This is a genomic window from Psychrobacter sp. P11F6, from assembly GCF_001435295.1.
GTDB lineage: Bacteria > Pseudomonadota > Gammaproteobacteria > Pseudomonadales > Moraxellaceae > Psychrobacter.
Window position 1 is genome coordinate 2,521,538 of sequence record NZ_CM003594.1, and the last position, 17,311, is coordinate 2,538,848.

At 41.9% G+C, this 17,311-nt stretch carries 15 protein-coding genes; 10 read left to right on the plus strand and 5 right to left on the minus strand.

The window, feature by feature from the left end:
* The first annotated feature begins 28 nt into the window (after positions 1–28).
* From AK822_RS10335 to rluF, 3 genes are all read left to right on the plus strand, one after another.
* Positions 29–934, plus strand: coding sequence for a LysR family transcriptional regulator (locus AK822_RS10335; protein WP_060491579.1), 906 nt, complete (start codon positions 29–31; stop codon positions 932–934).
* A 38-nt stretch (positions 935–972) separates the two neighbouring features.
* On the plus strand, positions 973–1,095 hold the full coding sequence (locus AK822_RS15185) for a hypothetical protein (RefSeq protein WP_265732812.1): 123 nt from the start codon (positions 973–975) through the stop codon (positions 1,093–1,095).
* Positions 1,096–1,273: 178 nt separating this feature from the next.
* The gene (gene rluF / locus AK822_RS10340) at positions 1,274–2,260 is read left to right on the plus strand and encodes a 23S rRNA pseudouridine(2604) synthase RluF (RefSeq protein WP_060491580.1); all 987 of its coding nucleotides are present in this window, start codon (positions 1,274–1,276) and stop codon (positions 2,258–2,260) included.
* Positions 2,261–2,392: 132 nt separating this feature from the next.
* Here rluF and AK822_RS14720 read toward each other — a convergent pair whose 3' ends face one another.
* Entirely contained in the window at positions 2,393–2,509 is a 117-nt protein-coding gene (locus tag AK822_RS14720) for a cell filamentation protein Fic (RefSeq protein ID WP_087945628.1), read from the minus strand.
* A 213-nt stretch (positions 2,510–2,722) separates the two neighbouring features.
* Here AK822_RS14720 and AK822_RS10345 point away from each other — a divergent pair, with 213 nt between their 5' ends.
* Positions 2,723–3,430 (plus strand): hypothetical protein, encoded by a 708-nt coding sequence (locus AK822_RS10345; protein WP_060491581.1) that lies wholly within the window; start codon positions 2,723–2,725, stop codon positions 3,428–3,430.
* Positions 3,431–3,539: 109 nt separating this feature from the next.
* Here the strand turns inward: AK822_RS10345 and AK822_RS10350 are convergent, their stop codons facing one another.
* Entirely contained in the window at positions 3,540–3,800 is a 261-nt protein-coding gene (locus AK822_RS10350; protein ID WP_157292405.1) for a hypothetical protein, read from the minus strand.
* 540 nt (positions 3,801–4,340) lie between these two features.
* On the opposite strand from AK822_RS10350, the gene AK822_RS10355 reads away from it, so the two are divergent.
* From AK822_RS10355 to AK822_RS10370, 4 genes are all read left to right on the plus strand, one after another.
* Positions 4,341–4,730: a hypothetical protein gene (locus tag AK822_RS10355; protein WP_060491583.1), complete on the plus strand. Its 390-nt coding sequence runs from the start codon at positions 4,341–4,343 to the stop codon at positions 4,728–4,730.
* A 491-nt stretch (positions 4,731–5,221) separates the two neighbouring features.
* Positions 5,222–5,812, plus strand: coding sequence for a hypothetical protein (locus AK822_RS10360; RefSeq protein ID WP_157292407.1), 591 nt, complete (start codon positions 5,222–5,224; stop codon positions 5,810–5,812).
* Positions 5,813–6,277: 465 nt separating this feature from the next.
* Positions 6,278–8,581, plus strand: coding sequence for a TonB-dependent receptor (locus AK822_RS10365; protein WP_060491585.1), 2,304 nt, complete (start codon positions 6,278–6,280; stop codon positions 8,579–8,581).
* A gap of 88 nt (positions 8,582–8,669) precedes the next feature.
* Positions 8,670–9,512 carry a sulfite exporter TauE/SafE family protein gene (locus tag AK822_RS10370; protein WP_060491586.1) on the plus strand — a complete coding sequence of 281 codons (843 nt, stop codon included), beginning with the start codon at positions 8,670–8,672 and terminating at the stop codon, positions 9,510–9,512.
* A 75-nt stretch (positions 9,513–9,587) separates the two neighbouring features.
* On the opposite strand, the gene AK822_RS10375 is transcribed toward AK822_RS10370, so the two are convergent.
* The gene (locus AK822_RS10375; protein WP_060491587.1) at positions 9,588–10,526 is read right to left on the minus strand and encodes a response regulator; all 939 of its coding nucleotides are present in this window, start codon (positions 10,524–10,526) and stop codon (positions 9,588–9,590) included.
* 33 nt (positions 10,527–10,559) lie between these two features.
* On the minus strand, positions 10,560–12,917 hold the full coding sequence (locus tag AK822_RS10380) for an ATP-binding protein (protein ID WP_060491588.1): 2,358 nt from the start codon (positions 12,915–12,917) through the stop codon (positions 10,560–10,562).
* Between the two features lie 738 nt (positions 12,918–13,655).
* On the opposite strand from AK822_RS10380, the gene AK822_RS10385 reads away from it, so the two are divergent.
* Both AK822_RS10385 and AK822_RS10390 read left to right on the plus strand, forming a co-directional pair.
* A complete protein-coding gene (locus AK822_RS10385) occupies positions 13,656–14,132 on the plus strand; it encodes a hypothetical protein (protein WP_060491589.1) in 477 nt (158 codons plus the stop codon).
* A gap of 205 nt (positions 14,133–14,337) precedes the next feature.
* Positions 14,338–16,272, plus strand: a complete 1,935-nt coding sequence (locus AK822_RS10390) for an oleate hydratase (protein ID WP_060491590.1) — start codon at positions 14,338–14,340, stop codon at positions 16,270–16,272.
* A 141-nt stretch (positions 16,273–16,413) separates the two neighbouring features.
* On the opposite strand, the gene AK822_RS10395 is transcribed toward AK822_RS10390, so the two are convergent.
* Complete coding sequence (locus AK822_RS10395) at positions 16,414–17,310, minus strand: LysR family transcriptional regulator (RefSeq protein WP_060491591.1); 897 nt, start codon at positions 17,308–17,310, stop codon at positions 16,414–16,416.
* Position 17,311: the final 1 nt, after the last annotated feature.

Sequence of the window (17,311 nt, forward strand, 5' to 3'; positions counted from 1 at the left end):
TTTAAAGAACAATTAAGAGGTGGTTTACATGGGACAATTAGAAGATATGGCAATGTTTGTGCGTATTGTCGAAGCAGGCAGTATTACCAAGGCTGCCGAGCAACTGAATATCGCAAAATCTGCGGTAAGCCGGCGTTTAAAGGAGTTAGAGACACGCTTGGGCAGTCAACTGATTAGCCGAACCACGCGTCAATCAAACTTAACCCAAGCTGGTGAGCAGTATTATCAAAAGGTGCACCATATACTCAGTGAAGTGGATGCGCTGAATGAAGAGACGAGTGGTACTCCGACACGTATCGAAGGAACATTAAAGATGACTGCGCCATTGTCCTTTGGTTTGATGCATTTAAACGATGTCATCGATGAATACGCCAATCAGCATCCTGAGTTAAAGTTTGAGCTGGATTTTTCTGATCGTCATACTGATTTGATTGAGGAAGGGTTTGAGTTAGCAATTCGTATTAGAGAGTTGCAAGATTCCAGTTATCAGGCCAAACGTCTGGCACTGATTCGTTATGCGTTATGCGCCAGTCCTGAATATTTAGAGAGAATGGGTACGCCAAAGACTTTTGACGATCTGACAGAACATGAGTTTTTACAATATGGTATGAGCAAATCTAGCGCGATAGAACTGATAGATAAGCAAGGTAAGAAGCATCAAGTCGCCGTAAACGGTAAAATAAAAGCCAATAATGGGGACTTTTTGCGGGAGATGGCAGTCAAAGGTCATGGTATTGCTTTTCTGCCAACTTTTATTACGTATCAAGCCTTAATCAGCGGTGAGCTGGTGCCTATCCTGCAGCAGTATCAATTACCCACTTTAAATGCTTATGCGGTCTATCCTAAAAATCGATTCTTATCGCAGCGTTGTCGTTATTTGATTGACTTTATTGCCGAGCGTTTTGGTGATAATCCGTACTGGGATAACTTTTGATAAGCATTTACGGCTCAACACTTAACGGACAAGCTTAAATGAACACTATACCTGCCATTAATAAGATAAGTGCCCGCGATCTCAATGAGCCATATCGAGCCTCAACAACGCTTGAGTTATTGACCTCTACCGTCAAATCCGTAGAAACAAAATTGGGATAATATTGATTTTAATAGGTACAAATACGATACTGAATATATTTCTGAGATTTTGCCCTTCTCTCCCGAAATGGATATTGAATTTCCTATATAATGTGAGCCATCTCTTTGTTGATAACCCCTTTAATTTAGGCTTTTTTCTTAGTAAAAAAATGCTTCTTATCAGGTAAAACGGTGCTTTATGTTTAACGCTTCCTCAACTCGTTTAAATAAATACATCAGCGAAAGCGGTATTTGCTCCAGGCGAGACGCTGACCGCTTTGTTGAACAAGGTAATGTATACATCAATGGTAAGCGTGCTCAAGTAGGCGATCAAGTGGTTGCTGGAGATACGGTAAAAGTCAACGGGCAACTCATTGAGCCGCGAGAGGCGGATGATTTTGTGTTCATTGTCTTGAATAAACCCGTAGGTATTGTGAGCACTACGGAAGCTTCAGAAAAAGATAACATCGTTGATTTCGTTCGACATAGTACACGTATTTTTCCAATTGGACGTTTGGATAAAGACTCTCAAGGTTTGATCTTTTTGACCAGTAATGGTGATCTGGTTAATAAGGTACTTCGTGCTGGTAATAACCATGAGAAAGAATATTTGGTGACGGTGAACAAGCCGATAACAGATAGTTTTATTGAGGGTTTAGCTGGTGGCGTGCCAATGCTTGGGAAGATGACCAAGAAATGCCAGGTTACTAAGGTGGCACCCACCGTGTTTAACATCACGCTAGTGCAGGGTTTAAACCGTCAAATTCGTCGTATGTGTGAGCATTTTGGCTATGAAGTGGTGAAGCTTGAGCGTACGCGGATTATGAATGTCAGTCTTAAAGGTACTCCCGTTGGAGACTGGCGAGATTTAACCGAAAAAGAGTTGTCTGTTTTACTTAAGTCCATAGAAGGTTCTTCTTCAGATGCCAGTAATCCGGGCAAGAAATCTCGTAATGCGCCACGAAAAAATGCTCGTACTGATGATTCATTAAAGACAAAAACGTCTTCGAAATCAGCGGGGGCAGCAAAGGGCAATAAAAAACACGCCAAGGATGATGCTAGAAAACCAGCGGGTTCTAAAGGTAAAGATAGACGTCCTTTTGGTAATAGCAAGAAGGCTGTAGGCAATGGCAAACCTGCTGCAAATGGTAAGCGCCCTGCAAAAGGTCGAAGTTCTAAGCGGTAGCGCAACCATAGATTGATGGTTAATGGTTAGCTAATTAGGATAGCTGATAAAAGATTCTGCACAAAAAGCCAGACAATTTCAGTTGTCTGGCTTTTTTGTGGCCTGCAGATTTTCTCAACCAAATAATTTTTATTATAAATTCAACTCATAACTCGTAATGCGCCCCGAAGCTTGAAATTCTTGCGGCATCCCCTGCTCTATTAAGTCATTAATCTCTCTTAATGCGGTATCGATAGAACATTTGGTCATAATTGCTGCAGTGCAGCCATACTATAAAATCGTTGGCTACTATCATCGCTTTGTACCAATACTCTCTCAGTAATCTCTCGTTAATTTCACGAAGTACCGTTGGTATGGGCGGACTAAAAATAGCAAAGTCTAAGACAGTTAGCAGATGTCATTGTTTAAAAATTCGATTATAGTAGATATCAAATCATACATTTAAAAGTTGAGGACAAAAGAATGAAGACACTAAGTTTATGTATTGCAGCAGGACTGGGTTTAAGCGCTTGTGCTGGTGGAATGACAGGGAACACGGGTCAAAACAATAATGTCAATGGTATCGTCACTCAATACCCTGTTGAGACTGCCATGCTCAACATCTATACCAAACAACGCAGTGATAAATTAGTTGCGGTTGTCGACAGTCAAAGCGTGTCAGCAGAGATTCAAGTGACGCCTAAAGGCAGTATGATATTTAATAATAAATCTGTACAAGGTACCGAAATAAACACCATCAATAAGACGAATAATCAAATCACCAATCAATCAGTCGCTATCAATTACTTCACCCTGAATCCACTGATATTCCATGGTTTTACAGACGGTACAGGTAAATACTCACTATCTAACCAGACGACCACCATTCCTAAAATGGCGACGGTAGGCGCTTCTAGTAAGCTACTGACGGAAAATGTCTATGCCGATAGCAGCATGCGTAACAAGATAGGGACTTATAACCAAGACTGGTCTTTATCGCGTGATACGAATAATACCGCATGGTTCTGCATAGAAACCTCAGGCAATCTATTACTCAGCTTTGACCCTGCAGGCACTTCATCAGAATGCTACAAGATCAATGCCAAAGGCGATATCTTAGCAAGCAAAGTGACACTGAGTCAGCCTAGTAGTAATGGTAGTACTAAGACGGTGACTTTAAACAGTCAGTAGTTATTATCTTTGTTACATAGCTTTCGTCACATAGCACTTATTACATAACAACGAAACAAAAAAATAGCGCCTAATATGGGCGCTATTTTTATATCAGTCAGCTGAACGATTAAGAACGGTGTCCATGAGTATGCTTAGCTTGATATTTGCTTTTTGCTTTGAGATGAGCCGCTGCTTTTTTTGATTGATGCTTTGACACTACTGCCTTTTTCTTAACATGCTGATGTTTATTATCAAACTTTGCATTGACCTTTTGATGCTTCACTTGAGCAACATGATGTTTAGCAATTTGCGGCGCAGCACTTGCTTGGCTGACCATTGTGAAGCAAGCAGTAATGGCTAGTATTGAACTTATCATTATTTTTTTCATTATTTTTTCTCGTATAAAGTCATATTAGTTATGAGTTGTGGTTGAAACTGCTTTACTCAATATCAAGCAAAGCATTCACGTGATAAAAAGCATCGTGATAAAAATTTGCTCTATCGACAACGAGAATGATAAATGATTCAAACGTTAAGTAGATTTATGAAGATTAAAGAAAGGTAACCTTAATGAGGGAAGGTTTCTTAAGTGGTACGCTATAAGCGTTATATTGGCGCTTTTCTAGACGGGCAAGTAATAGCGAATGAAAAGATATCTTATATATAGATTAGGGTGACTGGCTTTGGCATATTTTTTATAAAGTGTAGACGTTGTCACGATACTTTCATTTTCACCCTATAAAATGCGTTGATTATTCAAAGCCATTGACGATATGCCGCATCACAATAAAGACTTTTAAGGAGTGAAGACCAAACTAAGCAGGCTAGATAAGTATTTTGCAAGAGTCGTTGGCGTTGGGATTTTTTTAAAGTAGCCACACTTATGGTCTTCTGAATAGCAATTTTTAAATAACTGAGAATCGATGTAATGAACCATTACTTATGTTTGACAGATTATGAAAAAAACTTGATTGATAGTGCTTTGCTCATTCTGATGAAAAAAAACATCCAGTATAGCGATCAATCAAAAGAAAACTCAGTGCAGCAATACTATCAAGATTTTAATCTCGCACTTTTTGAGCTATGTGCAAAAATAAAAGCACCTGATTTTGATAAACAAATGGATTTATCTTCAAAAGAAATCAAAACAATTAAAAAAGCCCTAACCTCACTGTACAACCGTATCTATCAAAAAACCCTTAAGGACATAGAGGGCAATCAAGAAGATCACTATAAGAGCTGTAAGTTACAGATTATAGAATTAGAGAGAAAAATCGATATTATCGAGAAAAACAGTATAGAGAGCAATAGTTGTTAAATTGTTCTTTTTTACCGAAAAATTTCACTATTTTTAAGTCGCTAGCACCATCAATATTGGTCGCGTAAAACAAAAAATCGCACTCCGCATTACATTAGCCTATCTTTTCCGCTGGGGTTTATTAGCTCTTTCCCATTTGCTTGGTTATCGTCTAGCTACTTCAGTCATATAGTCTTCTCCGTACAAGATGAATAGGTACAGCAAAGGATAATACGGCAAATTAAGGTACGACAATTTAAAGTACAGCAAATAGCAGGCTGAGCAAATATGTCGACGCTGTGACCGATTTCTCTAGAATGCCCAATATATCTCTATACAAGACTTGTAAAAAGCATACCCCTTGTCTTAGAATGGCATTGTTAATGATAATGTCTATTTTGTTAAGTATTCTTTCTAAAATGCTTTAAACTGACGTTTCAAGTTAGCACACCTCCTTACTTATAAATGTTACCTATGCATCATCAGCATGCTGGTAATACGATGACCCTATCATGTCTACTAAGCGCCGCAAGCTTGTTTTACGATATTCATCACCGGTAACGATGTGGTTCGGCATGTTGGTCGCGTGTTTTGCTTGGATCATGCACATCACGCTGTTGCTCACACCTCTATGGGATGATAATGCCCACTTAGGTCATGGTATCTGTGCAGAGCTTGCACCGATTGTATCGGCAGCTAAGCAGTATGAGCAAATACAGACTGATATTGCGCAAACGAATCACAACATACCCATTGATAGTGCCGCTCGTCACTTCCTTCATCATAATGCATCCCTATCTTTAGCATCGCCTGCGACCGTTAAGCCAGTCATAACGGTTGACGCAGCACCTTCACAGGAAGCCTTATATAGCAAAGATAAGGTTGAAAGCTCTGAATCTAACCCTGATGCTGTAAAATACACTGGCTGTGACCTTTGCACTGCCATGTCTGCGGCACTATTGCCAGTCGCTTTTACACATACTGACTCGGCTTTGATTGAGCTGTCTATCGTCTCAGTCACGTTTTTGTATCGCTCACATACCTACTCTCCTAGTAATTTTTTACGACCCCTCGCACGCGCTCCTCCAGTCACACTCACATAACTATCTACATTTATAGTCCAATATTTTTAGGGCGTGTTCTCATTTTAAAAATGGTGATAAACATGAGATAAATTGCCGTCAAACAAGGAAAGTAGCGCAAATAATATCGAGATATTAATAAGCTATTTGATGATGTTTGGCAAAATTTAGCCATTTTTAGCCCATTTAGAAAGTAATCGATTGAATTGAGGACACGCCCTAGAGCATTAGTGACAATGCTCTCAATCAACGCGCTTATTTGATGCTCTGATTGAGGCACTTGTATGCGTTTGCCTAAAACATTGCGCTCAAAACTGTGCTCATAATATTGTGCTCAAAATGCTATCTATTTATATCGGAAAATATTCGGTAAATGCTTAGTCTAAGTCCATAAATGGCTTGGCTTACCTTGGCTTACATTGCCTCTTGGTAAAAACTGAATAACCGATTTCATAAAATATTTTTGCGAATTTCTAGGAAAGTAAGATGTTATCTTCATCAATGAACGCTGTACCTATTTTAAAACTAAGTGTTTTAGCCTTGTCTTTATTGCATATCAGTAGCGCTTATGCGGATTCCACAACCGTAAAGGCGCACATGCCTACTACGGATGATGAGCCACATATTCAATTGCCAGAAATCGTCGTTTATGCGACAGCAGCGGATAAGCGCTCTAGTACCAATGCACTTGGGACAGCCGCCACCCTTGATCAAAAATTTATTAGCAGCAAACAAGTGGCAAGCAGTGATACAGCCACCATACTGACAAAAATATCCGGTCTAAATGTCCAAAGTGCCGGTGGCATCTCAAACTTGCCCGTGATAAGAGGCATGGCGGACAACCGTCTGCGTATCTTAGTAGATGGCGTTGACTCAATCGCCTCCTGTCCAAACAGTATGAACTCACCCTTGTCTTATATTGCGCCAAGCGCTATAGACAAGACCACCGTCTATGCAGGTGTGACGCCTGTGAGTGTCGGTGGTAATAGCATTGGCGGTACTATCGTTGTCGAGACAGCAGAGCCTATGTTTTCAACGGATAGCGACATATTAACCTCAGGTGAAATCGGCACATTTTATCGTAGTAATGGTGACGCTTATGGCGCCAATTTATCTACCACAGCTGCAAATGATCAGCTTAGCCTCACCTATAAAGGCAGCTTTGCGCAGGCGGATAATTATAAAGCTGGTGGTGATTTTAAATCTTATACAGAGACAGGGAACGCTGGTAAAGCCTTAGCGAAAGACGAAGTTGGTTCAACCGCCTATGAAAGCAAAAACCAGTCAGTAGATGTGGCTTATAAGAACGGCAATCATCTACTACAAGGCACTTATTTTTGGCAAAACGTCCCAAAAGAGTTATATCCAAATCAGCGGATGGACATGCTCGACAATCAGCTTGACCGCATTAATTTGCGCTACAAAAGCGAGTTAAATTGGGGACAGTTAGAAGCACAGGCCTATCATGAAGATGTCGATCACTATATGAATTTTGGGGAAGACAAACAGTTCGTGTACGGTAATGCCAAAGGTATGCCGATGTACACCAGTAGCGAGACCAGCGGTGCCAATCTTAAAGGTATTATCGATTTAACCAATCAAAGCACGCTCAATATAGGTGCTGAATATCAAGACTACACGCTCGATGACACGTGGGCGGCATCTGGCAACGGTATGATGTCGCCAAACGATTTTCAAAATATCAACAATGGTCAGCGTCAGCGCATCGGTATCTATGGCGAATGGGAAAAAGACATCTCATCTGACTGGAGCACCCAGCTTGGCGCTCGCTATGAAAACGTACGTACCAGTGCTGATGAAGTACATGGCTATCAAATCGATGGTCAAAACAATATGACCAATCAGCTGCGAGATAGCGCTAACTTTAATGCCAGTGACCGCCGAACCACCGATAATAACTTTGATATTACTGCACTCGCACGCTACGACATTGATTCACAAAAAAATCTAGCCTTAGGTCTATCGCACAAAGAGCGCACGCCAAGCTTATATGAACGCTATACCTGGTCCACTTGGAAAATGGCGGCTATCATGAACAATACCGTTGGTGACGGTAATGGCTATTTTGGTGATCCTAATCTACGCCCAGAAAAATCTAACACCCTATCTGCCACCTTAGACTGGCGCGGTGCTGATGATAGCTGGGGCGTTAAAGCCACTCCTTACTATTCAAAAATTGACGACTATGTCGATGCCGTACAGTGGAACCCCATGGCAAACACAGCAGCTAGCACTCAAACAGCGAATCAATATAATGTGCTGCGCTATACCAACCAAGATGCTGAGATATATGGCATAGATATCTCAGCCAATCGGGAGCTGGCAGCAAATGCTTGGGGGTACTGGAATATAGTAGGCTCCTTAAGCTATACCAAAGGGGAAAATAAAGACAGCGGCTCAGACTTATATAACATCATGCCATTCAATGGCAGTGTTGCCCTGAATCGGGAAAATAATGGTTGGACAAACCAAATCGAAGTGGTGGGCGTCGCGGCTAAAAATGATATCTCAACCCCTCGTAACGAAATTAAAACGGCGGGTTATGGTCTCTTAAATCTCAGTACAGGCTATCAGTTTAAAGAGGTAGCAATTGAGGCTGGTATCGATAACGTATTCGATAAAAACTATGCCCTACCTCTAGGGGGCGCATACATGGGTCAAGGCAAAACCATGTCGATGAATGGCGAAATAGGTAGCGGTTCTAACTGGGGCACTGCCGTTCCTGGCGCGGGACGATCATTGTATGTGGGTGTCAACTATAAGTTTTAGGTGTCATTAAGATAGGTCATTAACTGACTAACATAACGATTAAACCTTCAACAGATTTTATTTATCTTATATCTTAGGAAGCACCTTCATGACTATAGCACTATTAATTGCAGCATTCTTAATGGGATTTTTTGGTTCGCCGCATTGCTTAGGTATGTGTGGCGGTATCGTCACCGCATTCGGACTATCGATGAAAGAAACCAGTCCAGCAAAAAAACGCGGCCTCATTGCGACTTACCATTTGGGGCGCTTACTCAGTTATGCCCTATTGGGCTTAATTGCTGGAGTGATTGGCACTACGGTATTGACCCCTTTAATGGTTGGCAATAGCACACCTCGCATTCTACTAGGGTTGGTCTTGGTATTTGTAGGATTAACCATGCTAGGGTTGCCTTTTTTGAACAAGCTTGAACGCCTTGGTATGCATTTTTGGCAAGCTTTATCACCTCTGCGGCAGAAAGTATTCCCCTTAAACACTTTTCCTCGAGCATTAACAGCAGGTTTATTATGGGGATTTTTACCCTGTGGTCTCGTTTATGGCGCATTACTTATTGCGGTCGTCGGTCATGACCCGCTCACAGGTGCCGTGTTAATGTTTGTCTTTGGTCTAGGAACCGTACCCATGCTCGTCGCTACGCACGGAACGGTCAACTGGATGCGCAATCAAATCGGGCGTTTGCGCTTAAGGCAAGTGAATGGCGTAATCATGATATTATCTGGCTTAGCCGTCATAGCGGTGCCGATGATCATGGCCAATATGCATGGTGGACACGGGCAAATGAATCACGAGCAAATGAATCACGAGCAAATGAATCACGAGCAAATGAATCACGAGCAAATGAATCACGAGCAAATGAATCACGAGCAAATGAATCACGAGCAAATGAATCACGAGCAAATGAATCACGAGCAAATGAATCACGAGCAATAAAAACGTCTCTCATGTACATAGGAGGCAATGATATTTTAAATTATGGATAGGGCATTTTTAACGTGCCCTATTTTTTTATCTGCTAATGCGCCAACTTCTGAATTTAGCAAAGAAACCTTTTAGCCTTTCAGAAAAATTAAAAGCCTCTGACTCCGGCACTTCTTCAACATGATGACGAGCTGCCAGTATCGGCTGCTGCACCAATCGTTCGTGATGATCGAAAGCCCGATCAAGACTGATACTCATGATAGAGAAGTTAGTCGGACGTGGTAGACAGCGATATACCTGACCCTTATTAATTAATTCAATGACCATATGGGCATCTTTGAATTCAGTCAACATCAGCACCATCAGATCTGGCTGGATATTTTTTAAGGCATAAACGATGGGGGTAATATTTTCTTTATTGAGCGTCGAATCTGTAATCGTGACACCAAAGCGTTTTTTTTGTAATAACTTTGCGGCCTCTTCAAGGTTACTCGCCCAGCTCACGGTATAAGCGCTCTTAAAATGACTTTTTATTTGTTGATAGACACTCTCATCATCGTCTAATACCAATATATTGCGATTGCTAACCGTGCCACTATTAACACAGTTTTGAGTTGCATCATTTTCCATAGTATTTTGTGTGATTTCTTGCGTTTGCTGAGCAATTTCTGTGGCTTTATTAACAATTTTTTTGAGTTCATCATTTTGCCATGGCTTAGTGATATAGCGATAAATTTCGCCCTCATTCACAGAATCCATCACGGCATTTAGATCCGCATAACCAGTTAACAAGATACGAATAGTATTTGGTGAAGCTGCTTTGATGTCACTCAATACTTCCGTACCTTGCTTATCTGGCATGCGTTGGTCGCTGATGACCACTTGTACTTCATTCGTGCTGACATATTCCATTAGCTCAGTGGCATCGGTAGTAATAAATACGTCATGTGACTGGCGAAAATGCATTTTTAAGCTGCGCAAGATACGCGGCTCATCATCGATAAAAGCGATTTTTGGTTTTTGCATGACGCTCTCTTTAAATAAATGGTTGGAAGTCTCTCAACTTTCAAATAAGACTTGCGCAGGTTTCTTTTCATGAACGATAGACTGTATCGGTAGCATGAGAGTAAACGTCGTGCCCGCGCCAACGACTGAGCTAACCTCAATGCGTCCACTATGTTGTTCAATGATTTGTGCCGTAATGGCCAATCCTAACCCTGTGCCATCGCCTGCTTTTTTGGTGGTAAAAAACGGCTCAAAGATATGCGTTAAAACATCCTCTTTGATACCAGATCCATTGTCTATAATGCGTACCACGATATATTGCTGCGCCTCATCGACAGACGAGCTGACTTGCAATGTCCCTTTATGATCTGGCGGCATGGCTTGGGCGGCATTATTAAATAGGTTTAGTAATACTTGGTTAATTTGTGAAGGATTACATTGAATCAGCGGCAGCTCCGCTAGATTGGTATTGACGTCTAAGGTTTTTAAATTATTGCGAGCCATAATCAATGAGGTATTGATACAGTCATTGATATCGATATCTTTTACTTTGGATTCGTCAAGTCGAGAAAAGTCGCGCAAGCTGACGACCAGTTCAGCAATTTGATCGACGCCATACAGTCCATCTTTGATTAAATCTGCCAAATCTTCACTGACTTCATCTTCTTTGATTTCCTCGCAACATTGTAAGGTTTGCTCTATCAGCTGCTTGACTTGCTCTTGATTGATAGTTGGTGCTTTTAACGCCTGCAATAATTGATCGGTATGCTGTAGCAATTCATCAAAACGCACGAGATTATCACCAACCAACTCCATGTTACTTCGCACATAGCCCAGCGGCGTATTGACCTCATGCGCCACGCCAGCCACCATTTGACCTAATGTAGCCATTTTTTCGGAGCGCACCAGATGCACTTGTGAGGCTTTCAACTCATCCATGGCTTGCTGCAAGTCTTGGGTGCGGGCAGCGACTTGTTTTTCTAGATGAACATTGATTTCGGCAAGCGCGCCTTCATTCTCGACGACGCGGTCGATCAATTGGTTGGTCTGCTCGCTGATGATTTGAATCTCGCTGACATTTGAGTGTGGCAGTTTAAGGGCGCTTAATTGTTGATATTTTTTTTGCTCAATTAATGCACCCATATCAGCCACTGCTAGTGCCATGTATTTTAGTGGTCGTGTAAAGTAGCGACGGAACACCCACGCGGTCAACAACAGAATAGGAATAAAACCCAGTAGCATGGTTTGAATCAGCTGGTTTGACAACGCATTTGCCACGCTCATCATGTCAGTATTGGGCTTGACGATGACCATCTTCCAATAGGTAAATGGCATGCGAAACACAAAGGCGGTGGCGGGCTGCTGCAACACAAAATCATTGGGCACAGCGATGGTCTCAATCAAGTGACTGTCTACCAGATTAAATGTTTGGTCAATATTCAATAGCAGCAATGCTGACAGCAACTTGGATTCTTGTTCGCTGATTTTATTCAGATTGGTCGTACTCAAAATACTACGTGCCGCGAGCGTATAACGACTTTCATCTTTGGCAACTGCCTCATCGATGAGTGTTTGATTAATGCTATATAGGCTGTCCGCAATAGGGGCAAAGCTTGAATGTTTCTCGGCCAATTGATGTGCGGTTACCATTTCGCCTTGCGGATTATCTTCAGTCGCTTGCGTGACCATAGATTGATCAGGAAAGGTCAAAAATCGATTGTCCAAGTCTACCAAAAAGACATAACCACCCAGCTTATCTTGCCACTTTTTCATGGCTTCATCGAGGTTATCTAATAGCAGATTAAAACTCACTACCCCATCAAAAGCCTGATTGCGACTGTCATACAATGCCTTGGCACACGTCATCATCGGCTGATTGCTTTGCGGATCGACATACGCACGGCTCCAGACACAGTGGTCATGGCGTGCGTACATCGCAGGAATGTACCACCACTCTCTATAATAGGGACTCGGCGTTTGGCGCACTTGATTATACTGCTCTAACGGCTGCATGTTGCCTGCGTCATCACGCGCCCACACAAACGACTGACGCTCTCGGTTTTGAGCGTACATATTTGGATCAAACCACACGCCGCCGCCCACAATCCGTTGATCGGTCTGTTGCATGAGATTACCAAAGGTTTCTCTATAAAGACCGTCTTCTTTTGGCAAGCCGCCCGCCATCGCACTGGTTGCCTTTGCCAGTCCGTCGACATGGCTGATATTCGCCATAATACTATTAATGGCTTCGTTACCCGTTTCAACCACTGTCTCTGAAGTCATCTCCAATATACGAGGCTTAGCTTGAGTCTCAATAACCCAATACACCATCAGGATAATTAGTAAAAAAGCCAATGCTAAAATAATCAGCATGCGTGTGGAAATACTACCAAGCCGACCAGCAACACTCATAGATAAACCTTATATTGATGCGTCTACCATCATCAATGCATCACTTAATGAATAAAGACATCAGTGATACGCAACCACCATTTATAGTGGGCTCAAGGATACGATGCCGTCATGACAATATGATGACAAAAGTTTTTTTTCTTATCTGTTGACCAGCACCTTTTAATTAACAACAATTAGCTTGCCGTTGATAGATACAACCTTGTACTCATTTAGCGCTGCTCTCTTTTTATCATCAATAACATCATGCAGCTTATTGAGCGCATATAGTCAGAGCACTTTTAAACTGCTACGGTGTTACCCGCCCTATATGTACTCAGTGTACTATCTGCGGTCGGTCGCCTTGTAGCGATTCTAAAATTCCTTGACTATAGCTGTACTATCATCAGCCATTGCAAGGCACAAAAAAGCCACTTATTTTTTAAGTGGCTTCTTCATATTCAAGTCAATCGCTCATTTTTCTATTTATGTCATCAATATCTCTATGATTATAGAGTCTGCCAAGTTTATCTTGTTCTGTACTGTGAAATTTTATACATATGTTATATTAATAATACTAATATAGAGGGTGTGTTTGTATTTTATATAATATCGCGGATCACCGTCACTTATCACTGATTGCAAAGCCTATCTGTTGTACACTCAGAGCTTGATATAACTCGCTCATACAGCTATTCAACTAACCCTAAAGAAAGGCGCTCACAAAGTCTTTCTCTTTTAAATATTAAAGGAAAAGCGATGCGCTCTTTGTTTTTTAGTACTTTGTGCTTAGCAAGCAGTCTTTCACTAATGGCTTGTAGTAGTCATCCACCAACCACGGCAAAAGAATCAACAGCTATCATTACCAACACGACAAAAGAAAACGCTGACGAACAGCTAAGCGTGGAGCCGTCCAGCCCCAAAGAACCGTTATCAGCATTCACCGCTTTTGGTAATACAGAAAAAAGTTGGCGCACAGTAATTGATGGCAACCAACTCAGCATTGAAGCAGATTTTTTGAGACCAACGACCATCGTTGTCTCTCGTTCGACCTATGCCGAAGGTGTGGAATACGTGAGTACCGTTAGCGGCAAGCCTATTATTATGAATATAAATAGCCAGATTTGTACCGACGATAATGGCTATCAAAATGAATTTACGGTGACGTTGACTTATGATAATAAAAGCTATCAAGGTTGTGCCGTTGCTGGAGCGTATGAAACAGCACCTACGTAATTGCATAGAATTTATTGTGGTTAGCAACCATCATAAATAGCCAGCCATTAGCCAATGGATAACGCATAATTTGGCAAATAAGTACTTATATTACTTTCAACCGATGTCATTATTGTTTAATAAAAACACCCTATAGTCTGTCTATAAACCCTTCATTTTAGTCAAATAACCTTTTATATCAGTCTTACTCAATAAGGATGAACCTATGAAAATTATGAAGACTCAAACCAATAATCCGGTAGACCACGACACATTTATCCATCAGCCTGATGCCAGTAAAACCCGTGTAGCAAACATACCAGGCAAACGCTTACCCTTCCCTGACCAAATTGGTAATTATCAGCGCAATATTGGGACGCCCACTGACGCTTATCAGGACAGTAAGGTTTATATTGTTGGGGGCGGTATTGCAGGTTTGGCCAGTGCTTATTACTGCATCCGAGATGGCAAAGTATCCGCTGAAAACATTACCGTTTTAGAGCATCTTGACGTGGCTGGTGGCTCTTTAGATGGTAGCGGCAATCCTGAGACGGGTTATATGGTGCGCGGCGGTCGTGAAATGGATTTCACTTACGAAAACTTTTGGGATTTATTCCAAGATATCCCCGCTCTTGAAATGCCTGTGCCTTATAGCACCTTGGATGAGTATCGCATAGCAAATGACACCGACCCCAATTACTCTATTGCACGCCTGATCCATAAGCAAGGTGAGATAAAAGACTTTAGTCAACTGGGATTGAGTAAAACCAACCAACTCGCTCTGATTCGTTTGCTATTAAAACCCAAGGAAGAGCTAGACGATATCACTATTGAAGAGTATTTTGATGACAGCTTTTTGAGTAGTAACTTCTGGACATTTTGGCGAACCATGTTTGCTTTTGAAAACTGGCACAGCTTACTTGAGTTTAAGCTTTATACGCATCGCTTTTTACATGCATTGGACGGTCTAAACGACATGTCTGCACTGGTATTCCCAAGATACAACCAATTTGATAGCTTTGTTAAGCCATTACAAAATTATTTAAAAGATAAAGGCGTGCAGTTTCAGTATGACACGCTCGTTACCAATTTAGACATTGAGTTTGAGCATGCTGATAAAGTAACAGGCACCAAAAAGGTCAAAGCCATCATCACGGAGAAAGCGAGTGAGCAAACTACCATTCCTATGGGCAGCAATGATTTCGTCATCGTGACGACTGGCTCCATGACCGAAGATACCCGCTATGGTGATGATAACACTGCGCCGACGCTAGACTTCACAAAAGACAGCATGGGGCAATCGTCTGGTTGGAAAGTATGGAATAATCTGGCTAAACAATCTGCCGTCTTTGGTCACCCAGAAAAATTTAATCAGCATGTGGATAAATCTGCTTGGATGTCGGCGACGTTGACCTGCCAGCCGTCTGCCTTTATTGATAAGCTCAAAACGCTGTCTGTCAACGACCCTTATACGGGTAAAACAGTGACCGGTGGCATCATTACGATTACGGATTCAAACTGGTTGATGAGCTTTACTTGTAACCGTCAACCGCATTTCCCTGATCAGCCAGAAGACACGCTAGTCGTATGGCTATATGCCTTGTTTATGGATAAAGAAGGCAATTATGTCAAAAAACCCATCCCAGAATGTACAGGCAAAGAGATCTTGAGCGAACTCTGTCATCACCTTGGCATCCTCGATGATATAGAGAATATCATGGCCAATACCATCGTCAGAACGGCTTATATGCCCTACATTACCTCGATGTTTATGCCCCGTGCTAAAGGTGATCGTCCTGAGATAGTCCCTAATGGTTGTGTCAATATGGGTCTAGTCGGTCAGTTCGTCGAGACACATAATGATGTGGTATTTACCATGGAGAGCTCTGTTCGTACTGCTCGTGTCGCAGTTTATGAGCTACTGAATGTACAGAAACAAGTCCCCGATATAAACCCATTACAATACGATATCCGTCAATTACTAAAAGCCGCCAATACACTCAACGATGGCAAAGGTTTCATCGGCGAAGGTCTACTAACTAAGCTCCTTAAGGGTACTTATTACGAGCACATATTGCCAAAAGCCAATCAATCCACCAACGGCAATGACTCAATATTTACTCAGCAGTGGGAAGCAATCAAAGGACTTTGGCATAAGTAGTTCTGGCATCAGTAATGTTAGTTTGGATAAAAGCAGCTTTGATGAAAATGGCTTTAGTAAAACTAATGACGAAAAATAAAAGCGATAACGCTCTAGGGCATGTCCTCATTTTAAAAATGCAGATAGAACTAAGGTCATGCCCTAGTCAGACTTGGATAACTGCTGTAACTGCTCAATCAGCCAACGGTGTATACCACTGTGACTGGTACGTGGATGCCATGCTGCGATCACCTTAAATGTGGGTGGCAAGGCTTCCACTTTAAGCTCTTTAACCCGACTGTTTGGCAATAAACGAGAGGGATAAAATGCAATCATATCGGTTGTATAAAGGATATCTGGCACCGCAGAAAAGCTAGGAACGGACATAACGATATTTCGTTTAAGACCTTTTTCTGCAAACCACTGATCATGAGAACCACGTAAGTTAGCGCGTGAAGGTGACACCACCAGCTGCGAGTGTGCAGCAATTTGCGCCAGTGACAGCGGCTCTGTTGTAAAATTATTATTACAACCAGTAATGCAAAAATGTTGTTCTTCAAGCAGCGTCACATAAGCCAAGTTATCAGGGATAAATTCTGGGAAAGTAATCAGCAGATCAAGCTCGCCTGCCGCAATAAGCTGATTGACATTGTCTGAGGCAAAATCACGCACAATTAACTTCAAATCAGGCGCGTCGCGGCGCGTTATATGAAACAACTGCGGTAATAATGCCTGCGTCGCATAGTCGGTTGCGCTAATCGTAAACACGCCTTTATAAGTCTGTGGCGAAAACACATCTGGCTCTAACAGTGCTTCTAACTGCTCTAATATACGACTAATGGGTTGCTGCATCGATAGCGCTTTGGGAGTTGCCACCATGCTATTGCCTTGACGAATAAACAAACGATCATCAAACAAATCACGCAGCTTACGTAATTGTTCGCTGATTGCCTGCTGTGTCAGCCCCATTTTGCGCGCGACTTGTGAGAGATTTTTTAGATCAAGCAACGCATGTAGCACTCGCAACTGCTTGATATCAAGTCGGTTAATTCCATTCATA

Excerpts from the sequence above, each read along its gene's own strand:
- AK822_RS10335 (WP_060491579.1), top strand. The coding sequence starts at position 29 with ATGGGACAATTAGAAGATATGGCAATGTTTGTGCGTATTGTCGAAGCA.
- AK822_RS15185 (WP_265732812.1), top strand. The coding sequence starts at position 973 with ATGAACACTATACCTGCCATTAATAAGATAAGTGCCCGCGATCTCAAT.
- rluF (WP_060491580.1), top strand. The coding sequence starts at position 1,274 with ATGTTTAACGCTTCCTCAACTCGTTTAAATAAATACATCAGCGAAAGC.
- AK822_RS14720 (WP_087945628.1), bottom strand. The coding sequence starts at position 2,509 with ATGACCAAATGTTCTATCGATACCGCATTAAGAGAGATTAATGACTTA.
- AK822_RS10345 (WP_060491581.1), top strand. The coding sequence starts at position 2,723 with ATGAAGACACTAAGTTTATGTATTGCAGCAGGACTGGGTTTAAGCGCT.
- AK822_RS10350 (WP_157292405.1), bottom strand. The coding sequence starts at position 3,800 with ATGAAAAAAATAATGATAAGTTCAATACTAGCCATTACTGCTTGCTTC.
- AK822_RS10355 (WP_060491583.1), top strand. The coding sequence starts at position 4,341 with ATGAACCATTACTTATGTTTGACAGATTATGAAAAAAACTTGATTGAT.
- AK822_RS10360 (WP_157292407.1), top strand. The coding sequence starts at position 5,222 with ATGTCTACTAAGCGCCGCAAGCTTGTTTTACGATATTCATCACCGGTA.
- AK822_RS10365 (WP_060491585.1), top strand. The coding sequence starts at position 6,278 with ATGTTATCTTCATCAATGAACGCTGTACCTATTTTAAAACTAAGTGTT.
- AK822_RS10370 (WP_060491586.1), top strand. The coding sequence starts at position 8,670 with ATGACTATAGCACTATTAATTGCAGCATTCTTAATGGGATTTTTTGGT.
- AK822_RS10375 (WP_060491587.1), bottom strand. The coding sequence starts at position 10,526 with ATGCAAAAACCAAAAATCGCTTTTATCGATGATGAGCCGCGTATCTTG.
- AK822_RS10380 (WP_060491588.1), bottom strand. The coding sequence starts at position 12,917 with ATGAGTGTTGCTGGTCGGCTTGGTAGTATTTCCACACGCATGCTGATT.
- AK822_RS10385 (WP_060491589.1), top strand. The coding sequence starts at position 13,656 with ATGCGCTCTTTGTTTTTTAGTACTTTGTGCTTAGCAAGCAGTCTTTCA.
- AK822_RS10390 (WP_060491590.1), top strand. The coding sequence starts at position 14,338 with ATGAAAATTATGAAGACTCAAACCAATAATCCGGTAGACCACGACACA.
- AK822_RS10395 (WP_060491591.1), bottom strand. The coding sequence starts at position 17,310 with ATGAATGGAATTAACCGACTTGATATCAAGCAGTTGCGAGTGCTACAT.